Here is a 19637-nt window from a genome sequence, read left to right as displayed (position 1 = left end):
ACTGCCAGTACCCCTCAGGACAGAGACTCCCTTATTTTCTGCATGGGCTGTTTCGTTAAACCATGACTCGTCCCGAAACCACTTTTCCGGCTCCGGTTCCTCCCTCAGCCATGGCCGATGCTCCCCGGGCACTGCTCACGCTTATCATTGCGTCGCTAGGGTTCTTCCTGATCACCCTCGACATCCTGATCGTCAACGTCGCGCTCACCAGCATCGGCAAGGAACTCGGGGGCGGAACGGCAGGCCTGCAGTGGGTGATCGACGGCTACACGCTGATGTTCGCCGCGTTGTTGCTGTTCGCAGGGAACCTGTCAGATCGGATCGGCGCGAAAAGGGCGCTGGGATGGGGTATCGCCCTCTTTCTGGTGGCGTCGGTCGCGTGCGCACTCGCGCCGACGTCGGGAGTGCTCATTGCCGCCCGCTTCCTCCAAGGAGGTGCGGCATCGATCATGCTGCCGGCATCGATGGCGCTGATTCGGCAAGCCTTTCCCGATCCCCGCCGTCGGGCACATGCCCTTGGGATCTGGGCGGTTGGCGGGGCCGTGGCCGGAGCCGTAGGCCCGCTTGTCGGCGGCCTCCTCACCACACTGGACTGGCGGCTCGTGTTCGGGATCAACCTTCCCGTCTGCATCGCGATGCTCATACTCCTGGCTGCCGTCGCCAGGTCCCCGCGACGGCCGACTCCGTTCGACTGGGCAGGCCAGGCCGCAGCGATCGTTGCCTTGGCCGCGTTGATGTACGGACTCATTACGGGAGGGACCGAGGGCTTCGGCACGGTGCCCGTGATCGGTAGCTTGGTGCTCGCAGGGGTTAGCCTCGCGGCTTTCCTTTTGATCCAGGCGCGTGGCCGGCACCCGATGATGCCGCTTGAGCTGTTTCGCTCCACTGGCATGAGAATTTCGCTCTCGGTCGGTTTCGCGTTCATGGTTGGCCACTTCGGGACCGTCTTTGTGGTCAGTCTGTTTCTCCAACAGCACCTCGGGCTGACACCTCTTCAGGCCGGTTTCACGTTCCTTCCTTCGGCGGCGTTCAGCATCGTCGGGAACATCGTCAGCGGAACCCTCTCGAACCGCTTCGGGACGCGGGTGCCGGTGGTCGTCGGATTGACGTCCATGGTGGTGGGGCTCACCGCGATGCTTCTCACTGCGCCGCTGGGGTCGCCGCTACTCGTCGGTATCTTCTTGATTTTCACGGGTTCGGGGGGATCGATCGCGATGCCGCAGGTCACCGCCGTCGTACTCGCGAGCGTCCCGAGTGAAAAGGCAGGTACGGCAAGCGCGGTCTTCAACACCTTCCGCCAAGTGGGCGGCGCCGTCGCCATCGCCGTCTTTGGCGCCCTCATCGCGGACCGCACCAACTTCGTCCACGGAATGCAGACCAGCTTCATCATCGCGGCGTCGCTTCTTCTTCTCACCGCGCTCGCCAGCCTTTTCATCCACTCGCCGGACGCCGCCAAGAGTTAGCCAGCCGTCCCGTTTAGTCACCCGCCCACGTAGGCCGCCAGGTGCTCGCCGGTGAGGGTGGAACGCCCGGCAACCAGATCTGCGGGCGTGCCCTCGAAAACGATCCGGCCGCCGTCGTGACCCGCGCCCGGGCCCAGGTCGATGATCCAGTCGGCATGCGCCATAACGGCCTGGTGGTGCTCGATGACGATGACCGACTTCCCGGAGTCCACGAGCCGGTCGAGCAAGCCAAGCAGCTGTTCGACGTCGGCGAGGTGCAAGCCCGAGGTGGGCTCGTCGAGGACGAGCACGCCGCCCTTTTCGCCCATGTGGGTGGCCAGCTTGATCCGCTGCCGCTCGCCGCCGGAAAGGGTGGTGAGAGGCTGGCCGAGGCTGAGGTATCCGAGTCCGACGTCGGCCAGGCGCTGGAGGATCGCGTGGGCTGCCGGGATCCTTGATTCGCCGGCAGAGAAGAACTCCTCCGCCTCTTTCACCGACATCGCCAACACTTCAGCGATGTTGCGGCCGCCGAGGCGGTACTCCAGCACCGATGCCTGGAACCTCTTGCCTTCGCATTCCTCGCACGGAGTGGCGACGGTGTCCATGAACCCGAGATCCGTGTAGATAACGCCCGCGCCGTTGCAGGTGGGGCATGCCCCCTCGGAATTCGCGCTGAACAGCGCAGGCTTCACGCCATTGGCCTTCGCGAACGCCTTGCGGATGGGCTCGAGCAGTCCCGTGTACGTCGCTGGATTGCTCCGTCGCGAGCCCTTGATCGCCCCTTGATCAATGGAAACGACGCCGTCCCGCTTGGACAACGAGCCATGGATCAGCGAACTCTTCCCTGAACCTGCGACGCCCGTGACCACAACCAGGACCCCAAGCGGAATGTCGATGTCGACGCCGCGCAGGTTGTTCTCGGTGGCCCCGCGGATCTCCACTGCACCGGCGGCTGTCCGCACCGCTTGCTTGAGGGTTGAGCGATCCTCAAGGTGGCGCCCGGTCAGGGTGCCGCTGGACCGCAGCCCTTCGAGGGTACCTTCGAAGACCACTTCTCCGCCGGCGGTGCCAGCGCCGGGACCGAGGTCGACGACGTGATCGGCGATCGCGATCGCCTCCGGTTTGTGCTCCACGACGAGCACGGTATTGCCCTTGTCCCGCAGCTGCAGCAGGAGTTTGTTCATGCGCTGGATGTCGTGCGGGTGCAAGCCGATGGTGGGCTCGTCAAAGACGTAGGTGACGTCGGTGAGCGAGGAGCCCAGGTGCCGGATCATCTTGGTGCGCTGCGCTTCACCGCCGGACAGTGTGCCGGCCGGCCGATCGAGTGAGAGATAGCCAAGACCGATCTCCGCGAACGAGTCGAGGAGGTGCCGCAGCCCTTTGAGCAGCGGTGCCACTGAGGGTTCGTCGAGGCCGCGCGCCCATTCGGCAAGGTCGCTGATCTGCATCGAGCATGCGTCGGCAATGCTGATTCCCTTGATCTTGGACGAGCGGGCGGCTTCGGTGAGTCGGGTGCCATCGCATTCGGGACACGTGGTGAAGGTGATCGCCCGCTCCACGAAGGCGCGGATGTGCGGCTGCATTCCCTCCGGGTCCTTGGAGAGCATGGTCTTCTGGATCTTCGGGATCAGGCCTTCGTAGGTGAGGTTGATTCCCTCGACCTTGATCTTGGTGGGCTCCTTATGGAGGAGGTCGTGGAGTTCCTTCTTCGTGTACTTGCTGATCGGCTTGTCCATGTCGAAGAACCCGGAGCCGCTGAAGATGCGGCCGAACCAGCCGTCCATGCTGTAGCCGGGAATCGTGAGGGCGCCCTCCGAGAGCGACTTGCTGGCGTCGTACAGTGCGGTGAGGTCGAAGTCGGTGACCGAGCCCCGACCTTCGCAGCGCGGACACATGCCGCCGGTGATGCTGAAACTCCGCCGCTCCTTCGTCGTCGTACCGCCGCGCTCGAAGGTGACCGCGCCCGCGCCGGAAACCGAGGCGACGTTGAACGAGAACGCCTGGGGCGATCCGATGTGCGGCTGGCCAAGACGGCTGAAGAGCATGCGCAGCATGGTGTTCGCATCGGTGGCGGTACCGACGGTGGAACGGGTGTTCGCGCCCATCCGCTCCTGGTCGACGATGATCGCCGTCGTGAGTCCTTCGAGCAGGTCCACATCCGGCCGCGACATGGTCGGCATGAACCCTTGCACGAAGGTGCTGTACGTCTCGTTGATCATGCGCTGCGACTCCGCGGCGATCGTGGCGAACACGAGTGAACTCTTGCCCGAGCCGGAGACACCCGTGAACACCGTCAACCGACGCTTCGGCAGCTCGATGCTGATGTCCTTGAGGTTGTTCTCCCGCGCGCCCTGCACGCGAATCAGATCGTGGGTGTCGGCAGTATGCAGCTCAGGCGACTGCGTGTCGGTGCTCGTGGCGGTGCTCATCGTGTCTCCATCTTTCACGCGGGATCGTCCTGGCGGTTTCCGTGGGCAAGTCCGGTTGGCTATTGAGGATCTTGAAGCAGCCCGAGGACGTTGCCGTCCGGGTCGGTGACGGTGGCCACCAAGCGGCCGCCTCCGACGTCGCGGGGTGCGTCCTTCAGGGTAGCGCCGGCGGCGGTTACCTCTGCCAGCTTCGCCTCGATGTCCGAGACGTGCCAGTAGGCGACGGGCGAGGTCATGGCCTGCGGGCCGCCTCCCGGAACGAGCCCGATGTGCTGGCCCGCGACGTCGAAGCCGACGTAATACGGTCCGTCGGCCTGCGGCGGTGTCCCGAGCAACGCGGTGTACACCGCCTTGGCCGCGGCGAGGTCGGATACGGGATGCAGCACGGTCTTGATTCCCTCGTTGGAAGAGTCGCTCATGATCACTCCTGGAGTCATTAGGGGACGAAGCTGGCGAGGACGGTTGTCCATGACCGCCATTCTAGGCGCGGCCCGAAAGCGGCGCTTCTCCATTCCTGACCGGTCCGGGCCGGGCTCAGCCACCACTCCCCAGGTGCAGGATCAACGCGTCGAGGATCGGCACCTGCCCGCCTACCAGTTTGGTGCGGGCAACGGCCTCCGTGGCCCAGATGGCGTCGTCAATCTCCGGATAGCTCCGAACGACGCCAGATCCGCGTGGCCATTCCAGCTCGAAGGTGTTGCTCACGATCCTCTCCGGTTCAAAATCCGACTCCGCGGTGAAGGCCGCCACGAGCTTGCCCGACGGTTGCCGGAAGATGCCCAGCTGGTGATAGTCGACGTCGGGCGGGGGAGTGCCCATCTCCTCGGCGAACTCACGCTTGGCGGCGACGAGCGGATCCTCGTCTTCGGGGTATTCGCCTTTGGGGATCGACCAGGAACGTGCATCCTTGTGGGCCCAGAAGGGGCCGCCCATGTGGGCTATCCAGAATTCCAACTCCGCCGCGGAATTCCGCCGGTATAACAGAATGCCCGCGCTTCGAATTGTCATTTACCCTCCCAGGCATAAGTTATCCGCCGGGTCCGGCGGTCGGAACACGCAGCACGGCCATGGACTCAAGCAAATACGGCACCAGATCCGGCTCCGTCCCCACGGCCCACTGCATCCACGCTTCGAAGGTCGCACCGAGATACGCGGCGCACAGATAGCCTGCCGCGCTTTCGCTGACGCCCTGCGAAACGAGGTATAGCCGTGCCCGGTCCCGTTGTGGGGCCAGGGCGTCGTAGCTCCTGCTCGCCAGCTCCGGGTGTTCTGCGATCAGGCGCAGGCGCCCGCGCGTCACGGTAAGGTCCGGGAGCGCCGAAACCCCGGCGACGGCGGCCGCCGCCAGCCCGGCGAGGATGCCGCCGTCGGACGGCTCCGCTGTGCGGGCGTTCTCCAGCGCCCGGCCCGAGGCTTCCACCACCGGTTCCATGCCGCCCCAGACGAGGTCGGCCTTACTGGGGAAGTAGCGGTAGAGGCTCTTCCGCCCGATTCCGGCCTCGCGTGCGATGTCCTCCATTGATGTCCGCTCGTAGCCGTTCTCGGCAAAAAGCCGGAGCGCGACGCCGGCCACGGCGTCCGGATCAATCGTCGCCGGGCGTCCGGTGGAGCGCCCGATGACGGGCTTCGTATGGTCTGAGGGCATCTCTCCAGTATCCACTCTTACATAATGAGACTGAGTGTCATTATGTAAGAGTGGAACGCCACCAACGGCCAGGCCACGGCCCTGCGCGTCGCGAAGGAAAGCGGCCGGGGCATATCGTCGTTGCCCCTGGCTGCCCCGTGAATCAACGTCACCGTGCTCATGCGCCTGACCCGTGCCGTGGTCGGCGCTGTAGGGCGGCTCAGCCGGTGTAGCCTTCCACCTGCTTCGGGGGCCGTGGCTTCGCCTCGTTCGGGTTCTCCCCGTACTGTCTCTTGGCCCGTCGTTGCCGCAGCAGGTCCCAGCACTGATCCAGGTCCTGTTCAATGCGCTCCAGCCTTGCGCGGTCCGGGGCGTGCGCAGGACCCGGCGGGGCAGCCTCAGCTTTCTCCCGGAGCTCCCGTTCCTCCTCCACGAGTGATTGGATGCGGTGGAGAATGCCCTGTTCGTCCATGGTGACCCTCTTCCTGAACTAGCCGTTACCAGTCAGGTTAGTGAGGTGCGCTGGGCGTGAACAGAGCCCGTGTTCGCCAGAGCCATGCCGGAGGTCTTCGGTTTGCGGAATACTAGGACGCAGATTCAAGATTTCCGCAAGCGAAGGCGGTGATTAGCCGTGAACGGCGAAAGCAGTGCATTCAAGCGCCGGCTGGAGCGAGCCATGGAGCTGCGGAACGTCCGCGCGACCGGCATGACGGCCGAAGAAGAAGCCGAACTGGAAGCCGCCGAAGAAGAAGAACGGCAGAAGCGCAAGAAGGTGGATGACGCCGCGCGGGTTGAATACCTGATCCGCGACGCCATGGCACAAGGGAAGTTCGACAACCTGAAGTACGCAGGCAAACCGATCCCCGGGCTGGGGGAGCGCTACGATCCCGATTGGTGGGTCAAAGGCCTCATTCAGCGCGAGCATCTCAGTGGCCTTGGCCCGAAGGCCATTCTCCTCCGGACCGAGGATGCCGAACTGGATGCAAAGCTCGATGCGCTTTACTCGGAAAAGCAGGTGCGCGATCTGGTGGAGGACTTCAACGCCCGGGTCATCGACGCGCGGCGCCAGCTCCAGGGCGGCCCGCCGGTGATCACGAAAACCCGCGACGTCGGCGTCGAGCTGGAACGCTGGCGCGAGCGCCGGGCGGCGGCTGCCGAGGCAACCGCGGCCCGGGAATCCGTGAACCAGGAACCTGCGGGCAAGCGGCCGTGGTGGCGCCGTATCTGGAAAGGATCGGGGTAGGTCGGGCCTCAGTGGCTTCTGCTGGTGTTGAACGCTGGCGTTCCTGCCAGCCGGCCGCCGTCGACGGCGAGAACGGTTCCGGTGACGAACGAGGACTGGTCCGAGCAGAGCCAGAGGGCCGCCGCAGCAACATCGGCCGTGGAGCCGATCCGGCCCAGCGGCACAGCGGCGGCGACGCGATCCTGGGCGGCCTGGCCCGCCTCTGCAAGCCGCTCGGTGAGGATAGAGATCGCGCTGTCGAACTCCGCGCTCGCCCACTCGGCCAGGGGTGCCGGGATTCGACCGCCGCCTGCGGCATTGTTGACCGCGACGTCCAGCCGGCCGAAGCGATCCCGGATCCGGGCCATGAGGGCTTTCACCGAGTCCTCGTCGCCCACATCCACGGTCATAGCCACCGCATTCCCGCCGCCCGAAGTAATGGCGGCAAGCTGTTGGGAGAGGCGGGCGTCGTCACGAGAGGCAAGGACGACGTCGGCGCCGGCGCCAGCCAGCACAGCTGCGACCTCCGCACCGATTCCGCGGCTCGCTCCGGTGACTAGCGCGACCTTGCCGGACAGCGGCCGGATGGGATCCGCCGTCGTCATGGCGTTGTCCGGCTTGCGCGGTGCATTTGGCTTGCCCCGGACGCATGCGCCCGGGGTTCTTGGTTCGCTGCTGCCCGGGTGCGCGGGAGCAGGAAGCCGGCGGCAACCAACCAGAGCAGGCCGCCGAAGCGTCCGATCGGCAACAGGAACTGAAGGGGCTCGATCGCCATGGACAGGAAGCTCAACTCTGACAGTGCGGCAATGACCAGGCCGGTCCAAGCCAGCCAACGTGGCATGAAGCCCAGGATCAAGGCGGGGACGGCCACGCCCGCCATGAGAAGGCCGATTCCGACGACGAAGCCGACGCCGCCGGTGATGAACGCGAGGAATGCGAGTGCGTGGGTGAGCGTCACATCCGCGGTGATTTCGGGCCGGCTCAACAGCCACGTCACGGAACCTGACAACATCAGGAAGAGCGCTGAGCTGACGCCGCCAAAGAAGCTGATGGCCGGTCCGGGAACACGAACCCCGAGCCGGAGCTGCCGGGCGTAGATGGTAGCCGCGTAGATTCCCAATGGCACTGCGGAGCCGAATTGGAGCATTCCGCCGACTCGCGTCGCGGCGACGTTTTGCTGGAAGAATGCGGCCACATGCTCCGCCTGGGCAAAGGGCGAGACGAAGGTCTGGCCTCCCGTCAGTATTGCGGACGTGATGAGGCTGGCGAGGAAAATGCCCAGGCTGACGAGGGCTAGAACGCCGGGGTGCGGGCCGCCCGACCGAGCTGGACGGCCGCCTTCATCGGGAATAGAACGACTACTCATGGCTGGACCTTTCTAGTGCTGGCCGATATCTCGTAATTGCATCACTACTAAAATAGTTCACCTCTAGAATTATTCTGTCAAGCATGTATCCTGAATCCATGGACTTAGCCACGCCGGGCCGGCCGAAACGGACTGCTTTTCTTTTGTCGCAGCTAGGGGCCGTGGCCTCCTCCCGCTTTGCCGACCGCACCCGGGAGATCGGGCTCACGCCCAGCGACGCCGGTGTCATCCGCCTGCTCGGTCGCGCTCCGGGATTGAGCCAGCGCCGGCTTGCGGACCGGCTCGGTGCCGTCCCCAGCCGGGTGGTCTCACTCATCGACTCGCTTCAGGAACGCGGCCTCGTGGAGAGGGTCCGCAGCAGCACGGACCGGCGGAACTATGAACTCCATCTCACCGACGCCGGCAAGCGCGTGCTGCGGGAACTGCGCGGAATCGCGGAACAGCATGAAGCAGAGATCCTGGCCCCGCTGACAACGGAGCAGGTCACGCAACTTGGCGACTTGCTCGTCCAGCTCGCCAACGGCCACGGGCTGGACAGGGAGCTCCACCGCGACGTCGGCCGCGAGCGTGGAGGGGCGGCGGACCTGACGGCCGATCCAGGCCCTGAGCCGGCTATCGGGCCGCGTTAAGCCGCCTGGAACGGACGTGACGAATAGGGCACGATTTTTGCCACATTGTGGGGAATAGCAGCCGCATGGTGTATGTTGCACATTCGCCAGCAAATATACAAGAGAAGAGATAACCCCAGGTGGCAACCGATTACGACGAACTCCGCTCCGACGTCGCGGAATCCCAAAGCACGTCACTTCAGGCCCTGCAGTCTGCCAATGCTCCGGATGCCCGCAGCGTTGTACGGGAGCTTGACGAGGCCGATGCTTTTGAAGGCAACGAGGTACCAGGCGGCGAATTCGTGGCCGAGGAACTCATCATTGCGGTCGTTCCCCAGAAGGAAGACGAGTTCACGTGCTACTCCTGTTTCCTCGTCCGTCACCGCTCCCAGATTGCCCGTGAAAAGAACGGTCACGCGTACTGCGTAGAGTGCGAAGGCTGAGCCTCTGAGATCCAATCCACGTGCCGCTTAGCCATCTCCCTCACCGTTACGTTCATCACAGGGGATGTAGGCGCTTCTTCTTGGCGAGCTTTTCATAACGTGCCCCGGAATCCGCTGCTCGCTGCTCTTCGGCAGCGAGCAAGGGGCGGTATGGCGAGTTGTCCTCCACCGATCCGCCGGTATCGCTCGCGAGCCGGAGCAGCACCGAGCGGCTGACAACGCTGTCCTGGTGCTCTCCTAGGATCTTCTGGATCTTCTGGGCGTTGCGGGCCAGTTTCACAGCGGGTTTCCTGTGGACGTCCCGCAGCGCTTCGGCTGCATGGCGCAGCCGTTTTGCGTCTTTACGGACCTGATGCAATGCCCTGTCGCCTTCGACGCCGGTTTGCCCGGCCGCTGCCTTCTGGGACCGGCGCAACCGCTTGACCGCTTTCCCGGCCAGCTTGGCCGTGACGGGACGGGCCTTCTTCCCCGCACGAGGTTTCGCGGGAGGCTCGTCGCGGAATTCCTCGAGTGACTCCAGGAGCCGGAAATAGCGTTTCGTTCCCAAGGAGCGGAGCATCTCGCGATACCCGGAGTTGAAGGCGGCCTCGAGTTCGTCATTGATCCTGCTGGCAGCTGGAGCGGACACCGAGCCGTCGGGTTGTTCATTCATCAATTCCCCGATCCGGTCCCGCAACACCTCGGCATCCCGTGCCTTGCCCAGGACCTTGCTCAGCCATTTGAGTTCGGCCTTGAGCTGATCCACGGCATCGGCGTCGAAGAGCTTGCCGTAAGCGGACAACGTCGAGCGGAGCCTGCGGGTGGCCGAGCGCATGCGGTGAACAGCGTCGTCGACGCCTTGCCGGACTCCGGAATCCAGTTCGGTGATTTCAGCGATCTGCGCGGCGATGTAGGCAACTATTGCGTCGCCCGCAGAACCCTTCCGACGTGCTTTCGGCGGCGCCGGCACGGCTGCCGGCCAGGCCGTGCCAAAGGCACGCGCAAGCTTGGACGCATGCCCGGAGGGGGTTGCGCCGGCCTCTGACAAGACACTCTCCGCGCTCTCGAACAGGGATTCGTCGCCGTGGACCAGCTCGATTTCCCATTCCCGCCAGCGCCTCTCCAGTTGCCTCGGGTGCAAGGTCTCTGCGGTCACGTGGTCATCCATGAAATCGGCCAGCGTGACGTCGTCGCTTCCGTGTAGCCGGTGCAAAGTGCGGCGGGTATGGATCCTGGCCACGGGCCTGAGCTCCTCGCCGCGGGTGAAGACGATGAGACGCTCCGCCAGCTCCTCCGGGACGATCTCAGGCTGCCCCAGCGGCGCCTGGATCTCCACGCGGTTGTCCCGGTCTGCCGGCAGTTTCAAATGCCAGCCTGAATCGATGCCTCCGGAGCGGCGCCGCAAGGTGATCCGGTGCTTGGCAAGGACCAGGCCTTCTGTATCGAAGTAGACGGCCTCGAGTTGATGATCCGCAGGATCTGCGACCTGTTCGACGCCGGTGATGTCCTCGAACGCGGGAAGGGGCGTTTCCAAGTCGGCGTCGTACTTGCGCTCTGTTTCCACGGATTCCTGGGTCGACATGCCGTTTCCCGTCCTTCTCGTAGCTGGTCCGCACCTATAGGCATCCTCCCACTAGGCCTCCTGCAGGGAAAGAGCGGTCAAGGTTTTACAACCCCGGTCCTTCGATTCCCTAGACCGGAATCCGCCCAAGCCCTAAGATCACTCTGACGGCACCAGCCCTGCGCTGATCGATGTCCGTCGCGGTCTCACCCTTAAGCGTGAGCGCCGGGTCCGTTCTGCGACTCCTGGGTCTTCGAACGGGCCCGGTCGACCTCCGCCGGGACCAGCCAACAGGGCCGCCAAAACGGGACATGAACCCGTGGCCTCGCCGCGCGCCCGACGCAACTCGCGATGGTTAGAGAGTAATTACTCGCAGAGGGTGACGGCGGCCCGACAACGGAGGATGCTTGATTGATGGGAGGGAAAATCATGACACGAGATGTGAGTCATTTCGAGCGCCTTTCGGCGTGGACTGAAGATGACATGAAGCCAGCCGTCGGCAAGCTGTTGCGCGGCGATGGCGTGCCTTCCGAATCGCAGGAAGACCGCCGTCCCTCGCCCTTGGACTTCCAGATTCCCGGAGAACTGGACCGCGCCCTGGAGTCGGCTTCACAAACGCTTAGCCTCACGCCCAGCGAGATCTTGCGCGAGGCCCTGTCCGAATGGCTGGGGAGCCACGGACAGCCGGCCACGGGCCACCATCCGTTCGGGAAGCACACCGCGCTGTAACGGCGGCCGGGCTGCGGGTCGCGAAGCTCCAGCCCTTACTGGCGTCTGCCCTGGACAGCGTCGCCGTGCCGCGCAGAGCGGAACGGAGAGGCCGCAAGGAGCAACGCCGCCGCCGCGAATCCCGCAATTCCGATCCACAACGTCGGCTGGTATCCGATTGATACCGCGAGGAGTCCGCCGGCCGGTGCGCCGACCACGATCATCGCGCGGTTCGCGGACCGAATTGTGGTGTTCATGCGTCCTTGCAGATGGTCCGGTGTTACCGCTTGCCGGTAACCCATCTCGTTCGCGTTGCTCAGTCCCAGGGCCAGTCCGTAGACGGCCTGCCCCGCGGCCAGCAAGAGAATCACGAGCCACTTCTGTCCGTTGCCGGTAGGCACGACGGCGATGATCGCCCAGCCGACCGACATGAGGAAATTGCAAATGATCACCGCACGCCCGGCACCCCATCGCATCCCGAACCTGGTCGAGAAGCTGCTCCCGAGCAGCCCCGCGACGCCGGCGGCCGCCAGCGTGATGCCAAGCTCGAAAGGCGACAACCTCAATTCGAGCAAGACGAAGGATACGAAGACTGTTCCGAGCATGCTGTTGGCGAGGAACCAGACGTGGGATCCGACGGCCATTGGCGCAAGAACGCGGTGCCGGTAGACCCAGCGGAGTCCCTCGGCGATCTCCGCGCGGAGGCCTCGCAGGGATGAGCCGGATACTTCCCGGGGCTCCACAACACGCACCCGGGAGATCGCCAGCGCGGAAAAGAGATAGGACACGGCGTCGGCGAGGACAGCGAAGGGAGCCCCCAGGAGCGTGACCAAGCCGCCGGCAACCAGCGGGCCGGAAGTCTGGGCGACGGCATCGCTTTGGTCGGCCCTCGCGTGTGCAGCCAGCAAGTCCTGCCTGCCCACGATCCGAGGGAGGAACGACTGGGATGCCGCGTCGCCGAAGAGGGAGAACACGCCGAAGAAAGCTACGAAGACGATGAGGACAACGAGGTTCAGCCGTCCCACGGCGTAGAGAACAGGAATGGCCAGCAGGAGGATGCCCCGCGCAAGGTCTGTTCCCACGAGCACGGGCTTCCGCGGCCGTCGGTCGACGAGGGCACCTGCGAGCAATCCGAAGAAGAGATAGGGGAGCCACCGGGCAGCGTTCAGCAGACCGACGTCGGTTGCTGTTCCTCGGAGCGAATCCAGCACCAGGACCTGCAGGGCCAAAGTGGTGATGTAGGTTCCAAAACCCGACACTGTGTAGGCCGACCAGAAAGCCAGGTAGCCGGGAATCCGGAAAACGTCCCGCGGGTTCGAACCATCCATGCGGTCAGCGTCCGTTCACAGGCAGGATGAAGCCGACACAGCGCACGCCATACCGACGCAATGCACCCGAGGACTGGGCAGCCATGGCCAGTCCTCGGGTCCGGAATGCAAGCTGGCTTTAGCCGCCGCAGTACTTGCTGTAGTTGGTGCCCGCGTTCTGGTAATCGTTCTTCAGCGCGTTGAGCTTCGCGGTATCCGGGCTGTCCTTCGAGGACTCGTCAAGGTAGTCCACGATCGTCTTCAGGGTGGGCTTCAGCTCATCCGAGGACACGGTTTCGATCGGGCGGAGCTGGTTGGCTACCCGGATGGTTCCCGTTTTGTCCGTGGTGTTCGTGGGGTTCGAGATGACGGTCTTGACCCGGCTGCAGGTGTCCGCGGTGCTCAGCTGCTGCGGTGCGGAGCAAGCCGATGCGGAGAGGACGAGCCCGGCCGCGAGCAGGGCTGTGGTGATTTTCTTCATGGTTCCCTCAGTAGTTGCTGACGTTTGATTGTAAGCAGACGTCGCGTGGCGCCCAATGCAGCTTCGCCAGCCGAACGGTTCATTTCGTGCGGCCACGGGTTCGAAGATCACAAGGGAGGGGCCCCGCGGCCGTCCGGCCGCGGGGCCCCTCCAGTGTTCGAAGTGCGCTGGATCAGCGCTGGGGGAGTGCCTTGGTCCCCTCGATCTGCACGGCCTGCAGCTTGTTCGGATCCAGGCCAAGCGTCTTCAGGATGGTCGGCGCAATCTGCGTCGTCTCAACGGCGGTGGTCACGGTCCGGGCGTGTTGGTCGTTGCCGCCTGAGATCACGAGGGGCACATCGCGGTCGTCCGCGCTGGCTCCGCCGTGTTCAGCGATCTTGGCCTTGCCGCCCGTGTACACCACGCCGGTCTGAGCGATGCCCAGGATGTCCGGGTAGCGTGCGTCGCTGGTTTTGGTGCCGAAGTAGTTTGCAACCTCACTGCCCGCGTAGACCTTGCTCAACCCCGAGGTTGTCACGGTCTTGGCGGCACCGTTGACGTCGTTGCCGGCGGCCGAGTGCGCTGCCAGGTAGTCCTTGGCGAACTTGGCTGCCGCCTGCGAGTGGTCCGAAAGCCACAGCTGCATGATGTCGTCGTCGGTGGAGAAGGCCACGAGGTCTGCCGAGCCGGGGTGCGCCGACTTCCATGCCGCGTTCAGGCCATCGATGATTGCGCTGTCAGGAACCCTGGTCAGCGTCGAAGAGTCCATCGGCGACTGTCCGTGCTTGGCCGAAAGCATCACCGTGGTGTCCTTGGCGTGACCGGAAGCGGCCAGCTCGGACTCGAACTTGCCCACGGAAGCGTTGACGAAGTCCAGGGCTTTGCTCAAAAGCGGCCCGGGGACGGTGCCGCCCTGAAGGTAACCTCCGGTGAGGCCGTCCGACGTCGGGAGCTTCTGTGCCGTCGAGACGGCCTGGAAGTTCATCCCGAAGATGCCCGGTACTCCGGCTGTCTTGGTGCCGGAGTGGTCCTTGCCGTCGATCTCGTTCAGCACGGCCTGGACCTTGTAGCCGTCGTACTGCTGGGTAGCGGCGTTGTCCTGCGTCCAGTCGCCAGTAAACGGAGCGGCGGCCTTGCTGTTGATTTCCGGGGTGAAGAGGTCATCCAGGCCCTTCCCGGAAGGGCCGTTCAGGATTTCATAGGCCGGGTGCTTATCCGACCATGCGGTGGTCAGGCCAGCGCTCTTCGCCACTTCGAAGACCGTGTTCACCTTCAAGTACTGGTGCGGGTAGACCGGCTTGCACGTCGCCGGGTCAACCGGGAGGGCTGCGGGGTCCAGGAGCGAACCGGGCTGTCCGGTCATGTTCAGGATGCTGCCCGGAAGCCCGGGCAGGCCCTGGCCGGCGTCGAGGGCGTTCTGGTCCTTGTCCGCCGCTTCGGTGAAGGCCACCTCGGCGCCGGGCGCGGTGTTCTTGCAATCCGTAGTGCCTGCCGGCAGGAGTGCCCGGTTGAAGGTGTCGTCATAGTAGACGCCGGTGGTCCCGGGATTGCCGCCGGTCAGCTGGCCGACCATGCCGGGGAAGGAATCCGAGGGCACGGGAGTCTGGGCGTGCGTGTAGCTGGTGCCGTGGTTGACCAGCGACGCGAGCGCCGACGTCGGGTGGTTCTTCACGTAGAGATCCAGGTCCTTCTGGTGAAGGCCGTCCACCGAAAGCAGCAGGACGTGCTTCGCCGTTTCGCCCTGGCCGCCCTGGCCCTTGCTGCCGTCTGATGCCTGCTGGCCCTGGACGTCCTGGCCGCCGCGTGAAGCGTCGTCGGCCATCGCCGGCGCCACCGCGGACCCGGCCACCAGCACGGCCCCCAGGACCGCTGCTGTGGCAAGCCTGTTTTTCTTGGCTGTCTTCATGGAAGTAAGACCCTTCGCTATTGCGTTCTTATCGTTCGAGAATGCGTCCCCGATTGATTCTTGTTGCGGGGAGGGCCTCCGTCCCCCGAATTGGGCCGCACGGCAGAAACGTTCACGACAGGTTCAATTGCGGGTAGCCGAACTCTTCCGGAACTCACAGGAAATCCGCGTAACCCCCGGGGTTGTGCAGGCCGTCGTGTCCCTCATCGACCGGAATTCTCACCGGGAAGGACTCGGCGGGGGCGTGCCCGTCATGGACGCGGGCGGCGCAGGGAAAGCAGCCGCCGGGTACAGCCCGGCGACCTGTGTCATGTAGTTGGCCCACTGCGGCCCCGCCAGCATGTATCCGTCGATGGCGGTGTAGAACTTGCCGTTGATCGTGACGTTTTGTCCGGCCCGGCTCTGTCCTGCCATGGTGTCGCCGAAGAAGGACGCCGTGGCGAGCCCCGTGGTGTATCCGACCACCCACGTGGAGCCGTTGCTGTTGTTCGTTCCCGTTTTTGCCGCGGTGGGGAACATGTCCTGGACTTTCGGCTGAATGTAAATGCCGGATCCCCGCTTCAAGACGTCCTGGAGTGCCGAGTTGACGCCCCGGGCAACCTCGGGCTTGATGGCGGGGTGGCATGAACCGGCTTGGGCGGGCAGCTTCCCGCCGGAGGGATCGGTGATGCCCACAATGGCGATCGGCGAGCAGTACGTGCCGTCGTCGGCGAAAGTGGCAAAGGCGTCGGCCATCACGAGCGGCGATATTTCGGTGCCGCCGAGGAGATTGCCCAATTGGTGCATGTTGACCGGTGCGTTGTCCACGCCACTGTGGAGGCCCACCGCGTCCACCACCTTCTGGATGCCGCAGAAGTCCAGTTGGGCCGCCTCGGCAAAGGTTGCGGTGTTGATGGAGTTGTAGAGCCCATAGTTGACGGGCATGGGACGGTAGTAGCCCTCGTCGTTGTTGCGGAGATCGTCAGCTGTGCCCAGGCCGGCAATTCTCTGGGCCGTGCTGTAGCCGCCCAGTACCCGCCCGCAGCTGTCCCTCCAAGGGAATCCTAGTGGGTAGACCCTCCTCGACGCGTCCACCACCGTGGTCATGGACTTGCCCTCGTTGAGCCACTCCGTGAAAGTGAACGGCTTCATGGCGGAACCCGGCTGGAAGCCTCCGGCTCCGTTGAGATCATTGCCGTTGGCGTCTTTGGAATCGACATTGAAGTTGAGTTGGGTATCGAATTTTCTGGGTTGGGGAAGAAATACCGTGTTTTGCGCCATGGCCAGGATCTTGCCCGTGCCGGGCTGCACTGTGACCAAGGAGGCGCCCCATTTGTCCGGGTTCGCGCCTGCCGTGGCATCGACCTGTGTTTGGGCGACTGCCTGGAGCCGGCTGTCCAGCGTGGTGGTGATCGTCAAGCCGCCGCTGTACAGGAGCTGTTCCCGGTCCGTGACGCTGGCACCGTACGCAGGGTTGTTGAGGATGAGGTGGGAGATGTAGTCGCAAAAGTACGCGGCCATGTTTGCGGCGGCGCAGCCTTGCTTCGCTGGTGTGATGGTGAGCTTCAAGGGAGTGACGACGGCGGCGGCATACGCTGCCTGCTGGATCTTGCCCTGAGCGAGCATGTCGGACAGCACCAGGTTGCGGCGCTGGATGGCGTTGTCCGGATGGACGGAGGGGTCGAAGTAGCTGGGGCTATTGACGAGGCCGGCGAGCAGGGCGGCCTGCGGAAGACTCAGGTCCTTGGCGGAAACGCTGAAGAAGTGCTGCGCCGCGGCTTCGATGCCGTACGCGTCCCGGTTGAAGAACACGATATTGAGGTAGCCCTCCAGGATCTGGTCTTTAGTGAATTTCTTCTCCAGTTCGACGGCGAGTTTCATTTCGCGCACCTTGTCGCCAATGGTTTTCTGACCGCTGAGCACCACTTGCCCGGTCTGGCCTGCCGCCAAACGGGACTCGTTGAGTACGTTGGTCACGTACTGCTGGGTCAGGGTCGAGGCACCCTCGTTGGTGCCCTTGGTGAAATTGGATGCCAATGCCCTGAGAATCCCTTGGGGGTCAATGCCGCCGTGCTCGTAGAAGCGGTTGTCCTCGATGGCGACAATCGCTTCCTTGATGTAGGGCGACATCTGGTCCAGGCTGACCCGAACCCGGTTCTCGGCATAGAAGGTGGCGATCGTCCTTCCGTCCGCGCTGAGCACTTTCGTGGACTGCGACGGCGGGTTGACCACCAGATCACCCGGGAGGTTGTTGAAGTACTCGATCGAACCGCTGACGGCCATCCCGGCCGACGCTACGCCGGGGACCACGAGCCCGGCAGCCAGCACGCCGCACAGCGCACTCACCACGAAGAATCCGAAGATCCTTCGCAGGACCCGCGCCAAACCACTTTTCGGGCTGTTCTTCGGAGCCATTTTTCCAGCTATCGAGCGTGCGTGTTTACAGATTACGCCGCCATTCGTCCCTTCACATAGGCCCTGAAATCCGTGGCGACACGGCCCTCGTGGTTATGTTCGTCACTTCGCCCGCGCGCTGACCGTGTCCGGCGTTTTTGCGGATGCATACTGAAGTTATTCGGGCGCGGTGATGGAAGGCAGGTGGCAGCCGGTGGAGACGCTGATGGCTGTAGTGAGGAGCGAGTATTTTCCGGCGGGAGCCGTGCTGTTGGGCGTGGTTTTGTTCTGGACAATCGGCTTGCTCGGCGGGTTGTCCTGGTTGAGCGGAGCCCAGCAGCCCTTGGCAATCCTGACGTGGCTGATCTTCATCTACGGCGTGGTTGTGCTGTCTCCCCTCGCTGGAATCTGGGCCGCCGTGGACCTTGCCCGCCGTTGGTTGCGGAACCGCCAGGCCCGCCGGCAGCAGCTCGGATCGGCCGACGTCGAGTCCTTCTAAGTCCCCACCGGCGTGAGCCCACACGGTAGGCGATAGCCTGAGGCTAGCGCCTGCCCACGATCGGACCGCACGGAACGAGGACCTCCCATGATCACACGCGTCGACGTCGATGAAGCCGCTGCCCGGATTGCGGGGAGGATCCGCCGCACACCCGTCTTCGAGGCGGATGCCGGGACGGTGGCCGGACAATTGTGGTTCAAATGCGAGTTCATGCAGCACACGGGGACGTTCAAGGCGAGGGGCGCGCTCAACCGTGTGCTGGCCGCACGGGAACGCGGCGAGCTCAAGGAAGAAATCGGGATCGTCGTCGCCTCGGGCGGCAACGCGGGGTTGGCGAATGCCTACGCCGCAGCCCAACTCGGTGTGCCCGCAACCGTTTTTGTCCCGGAAACCGCCCCTGCCGTGAAGGTCAGGAAACTCAAGGCCAGCGGAGCCACGGTGGTCCAGCGCGGAACCGAGTACGCCGAAGCATTTGAGGCCGCCCTCGACTACGCCACGGAAACCGGGGCGGTCTACTGCCATGCCTACGACCAAGCCGAAATCGCCGCGGGGGCCGGAACCGTGGGCTCGGAGCTCCTGGACCAGCTGGGCGACATCGACACCGTGGTGGTGGCCGTTGGCGGCGGCGGGCTCATGGCGGGAATCGCGGCCGCCGTCGAAGGCCACGCCCGGGTTGTCGGCGTCGAACCGGACAATGCTCCCACCCTCTATTCGGCCCTCGCCGCAGGCGCACCTGTCGACGTTGCCGTCTCCGGGATCGCCGCGGATTCCCTCGGCGCCCGGCAGATCGGCCGGATCGGTTTCGACGTGGCCGTCCGCACGGGCGTCCGGACGGTCCTGGTGTCCGACGACGACATCGCCGCGGCGCGCTCGCTGCTCTGGGAGCAGTACCGGATAGTCGTGGAACACGGCGCAGCAGCTGCTTTCGCGGCCGTGAACTCCGGAGCGTATGTTCCTGCCGAAGGGGAACGCGTGGCCGTGATTCTTTGCGGTGCCAACACCGACCCCGCCACGGTCTAGGGGCGAGTCAAGCCCTGCCGCGAGCGCTCCGCAGTTGCTAAGCTCGAGCCACAATGCCGGGGCACGCGAAACCGCTTCACGAACGGACAGGTGACATTTGCGATTGATCATCATGGGCCCTCCCGGCTCGGGCAAGGGCACCCAGGCCGAACATATTGCCGGGCATTTCGGTATACCCGCCATTTCCACCGGAGACATCTTCCGCGCGCACGTTGGAGGCAGGACGGAACTCGGAGCCGAAGCGAGCAAGTACATGGACAGCGGCGAGTTCGTGCCGGATCACGTCACCAATGCCATGGTCCGCCAGCGGCTTGGCGGCGCCGATGTCCTGGCTGGGTTCCTCCTGGACGGATACCCCCGCACAACGGCTCAAATCGATGCCTTGGACGGCATCCTGGCCGGCAACCGGCAGGAGCTTGACGCCGTCGTCGAACTAACCGTCGACGACGACGAACTCGTGGCGCGAATGCTCCGCAGGGCGCAGGAGCGGGGCCGCAGCGATGACACAGCGCCGGTGATCCGGCGTCGGCTGGAGCTTTACCGCAACGAGACGCAGGCCGTGGTGGAGCGGTACTCCGAGCGCGGTATCGTGCTCGCTGTGGAAGGTTCCGGCCAGCGGGAAGAGATCACTGCCAAGGCCATAACCGCCATTGAATCAGCACTAGGAAAGGGACTGTGAACGGTCAACCG

At 64.4% G+C, this 19637-nt stretch carries 20 protein-coding genes; 8 read left to right on the top strand and 12 right to left on the bottom strand.

What is annotated here, in order from left to right; all coding sequences use genetic code 11:
• The first annotated feature begins 62 nt into the window (after positions 1 to 62).
• The gene (locus QRN45_RS17870; RefSeq protein ID WP_264636968.1) at positions 63 to 1463 is read left to right on the top strand and encodes an MFS transporter; all 1401 of its coding nucleotides are present in this window, start codon (positions 63 to 65) and stop codon (positions 1461 to 1463) included.
• A 17-nt stretch (positions 1464 to 1480) separates the two neighbouring features.
• Here the strand turns inward: QRN45_RS17870 and QRN45_RS17865 are convergent, their stop codons facing one another.
• The 5 genes from QRN45_RS17865 to QRN45_RS17845 all read right to left on the bottom strand — a co-directional run bounded on the left by QRN45_RS17865 (position 1481) and on the right by QRN45_RS17845 (position 5967).
• Positions 1481 to 3871: an ATP-binding cassette domain-containing protein gene (locus tag QRN45_RS17865; RefSeq protein ID WP_284764179.1), complete on the bottom strand. Its 2391-nt coding sequence runs from the start codon at positions 3869 to 3871 to the stop codon at positions 1481 to 1483.
• Between the two features lie 59 nt (positions 3872 to 3930).
• Positions 3931 to 4290, bottom strand: a complete 360-nt coding sequence (locus tag QRN45_RS17860) for a VOC family protein (protein WP_078107557.1) — start codon at positions 4288 to 4290, stop codon at positions 3931 to 3933.
• Positions 4291 to 4405: 115 nt separating this feature from the next.
• Positions 4406 to 4879 (bottom strand): NUDIX hydrolase, encoded by a 474-nt coding sequence (locus QRN45_RS17855; RefSeq protein WP_264636966.1) that lies wholly within the window; start codon positions 4877 to 4879, stop codon positions 4406 to 4408.
• A 19-nt stretch (positions 4880 to 4898) separates the two neighbouring features.
• Entirely contained in the window at positions 4899 to 5516 is a 618-nt protein-coding gene (locus QRN45_RS17850; RefSeq protein WP_264636965.1) for a TetR family transcriptional regulator, read from the bottom strand.
• Between the two features lie 199 nt (positions 5517 to 5715).
• Positions 5716 to 5967, bottom strand: coding sequence for a DUF2630 family protein (locus QRN45_RS17845; RefSeq protein WP_234753344.1), 252 nt, complete (start codon positions 5965 to 5967; stop codon positions 5716 to 5718).
• A 159-nt stretch (positions 5968 to 6126) separates the two neighbouring features.
• On the opposite strand from QRN45_RS17845, the gene QRN45_RS17840 reads away from it, so the two are divergent.
• A complete protein-coding gene (locus QRN45_RS17840; RefSeq protein WP_264636964.1) occupies positions 6127 to 6738 on the top strand; it encodes a DnaJ family domain-containing protein in 612 nt (203 codons plus the stop codon).
• An 8-nt stretch (positions 6739 to 6746) separates the two neighbouring features.
• Here QRN45_RS17840 and QRN45_RS17835 read toward each other — a convergent pair whose 3' ends face one another.
• Complete coding sequence (locus QRN45_RS17835; protein WP_264636963.1) at positions 6747 to 7322, bottom strand: SDR family NAD(P)-dependent oxidoreductase; 576 nt, start codon at positions 7320 to 7322, stop codon at positions 6747 to 6749.
• A complete protein-coding gene (locus QRN45_RS17830; RefSeq protein WP_241710285.1) occupies positions 7319 to 8083 on the bottom strand; it encodes a hypothetical protein in 765 nt (254 codons plus the stop codon). The genes QRN45_RS17835 and QRN45_RS17830 overlap by 4 nt, the downstream gene beginning before the upstream one ends.
• A gap of 98 nt (positions 8084 to 8181) precedes the next feature.
• Here QRN45_RS17830 and QRN45_RS17825 point away from each other — a divergent pair, with 98 nt between their 5' ends.
• Together QRN45_RS17825 and QRN45_RS17820 are read left to right on the top strand one after the other, a co-directional pair.
• Complete coding sequence (locus QRN45_RS17825; RefSeq protein ID WP_241710286.1) at positions 8182 to 8712, top strand: MarR family winged helix-turn-helix transcriptional regulator; 531 nt, start codon at positions 8182 to 8184, stop codon at positions 8710 to 8712.
• Positions 8713 to 8831: 119 nt separating this feature from the next.
• Positions 8832 to 9134 (top strand): DUF4193 domain-containing protein, encoded by a 303-nt coding sequence (locus tag QRN45_RS17820; RefSeq protein ID WP_059389433.1) that lies wholly within the window; start codon positions 8832 to 8834, stop codon positions 9132 to 9134.
• A gap of 55 nt (positions 9135 to 9189) precedes the next feature.
• Here QRN45_RS17820 and QRN45_RS17815 read toward each other — a convergent pair whose 3' ends face one another.
• Positions 9190 to 10695, bottom strand: coding sequence for a CYTH and CHAD domain-containing protein (locus QRN45_RS17815; RefSeq protein ID WP_241710287.1), 1506 nt, complete (start codon positions 10693 to 10695; stop codon positions 9190 to 9192).
• Between the two features lie 408 nt (positions 10696 to 11103).
• On the opposite strand from QRN45_RS17815, the gene QRN45_RS17810 reads away from it, so the two are divergent.
• On the top strand, positions 11104 to 11403 hold the full coding sequence (locus tag QRN45_RS17810) for a ribbon-helix-helix domain-containing protein (protein ID WP_139359653.1): 300 nt from the start codon (positions 11104 to 11106) through the stop codon (positions 11401 to 11403).
• 35 nt (positions 11404 to 11438) lie between these two features.
• Here QRN45_RS17810 and QRN45_RS17805 read toward each other — a convergent pair whose 3' ends face one another.
• From QRN45_RS17805 to QRN45_RS17790, 4 genes are all read right to left on the bottom strand, one after another.
• Entirely contained in the window at positions 11439 to 12710 is a 1272-nt protein-coding gene (locus QRN45_RS17805; RefSeq protein ID WP_284764178.1) for an MFS transporter, read from the bottom strand.
• 118 nt (positions 12711 to 12828) lie between these two features.
• Positions 12829 to 13170 (bottom strand): hypothetical protein, encoded by a 342-nt coding sequence (locus QRN45_RS17800; protein WP_241710289.1) that lies wholly within the window; start codon positions 13168 to 13170, stop codon positions 12829 to 12831.
• Positions 13171 to 13342: 172 nt separating this feature from the next.
• Positions 13343 to 15055 (bottom strand): alkaline phosphatase family protein, encoded by a 1713-nt coding sequence (locus QRN45_RS17795; RefSeq protein ID WP_241710290.1) that lies wholly within the window; start codon positions 15053 to 15055, stop codon positions 13343 to 13345.
• A gap of 219 nt (positions 15056 to 15274) precedes the next feature.
• A complete protein-coding gene (locus tag QRN45_RS17790; RefSeq protein ID WP_241710291.1) occupies positions 15275 to 17449 on the bottom strand; it encodes a transglycosylase domain-containing protein in 2175 nt (724 codons plus the stop codon).
• A gap of 205 nt (positions 17450 to 17654) precedes the next feature.
• On the opposite strand from QRN45_RS17790, the gene QRN45_RS17785 reads away from it, so the two are divergent.
• The 3 genes from QRN45_RS17785 to QRN45_RS17775 all read left to right on the top strand — a co-directional run bounded on the left by QRN45_RS17785 (position 17655) and on the right by QRN45_RS17775 (position 19626).
• Complete coding sequence (locus QRN45_RS17785) at positions 17655 to 17927, top strand: hypothetical protein (protein WP_241710292.1); 273 nt, start codon at positions 17655 to 17657, stop codon at positions 17925 to 17927.
• An 87-nt stretch (positions 17928 to 18014) separates the two neighbouring features.
• On the top strand, positions 18015 to 18947 hold the full coding sequence (locus QRN45_RS17780; RefSeq protein ID WP_241710293.1) for a threonine/serine dehydratase: 933 nt from the start codon (positions 18015 to 18017) through the stop codon (positions 18945 to 18947).
• A 103-nt stretch (positions 18948 to 19050) separates the two neighbouring features.
• Entirely contained in the window at positions 19051 to 19626 is a 576-nt protein-coding gene (locus tag QRN45_RS17775; protein WP_241710294.1) for an adenylate kinase, read from the top strand.
• Positions 19627 to 19637: the final 11 nt, after the last annotated feature.

The organism is Arthrobacter sp. efr-133-R2A-63 (assembly GCF_030209795.1).
GTDB lineage: Bacteria > Actinomycetota > Actinomycetes > Actinomycetales > Micrococcaceae > Arthrobacter > Arthrobacter bambusae_A.
This window is presented reverse-complemented; position numbering and strand designations above follow the sequence as displayed.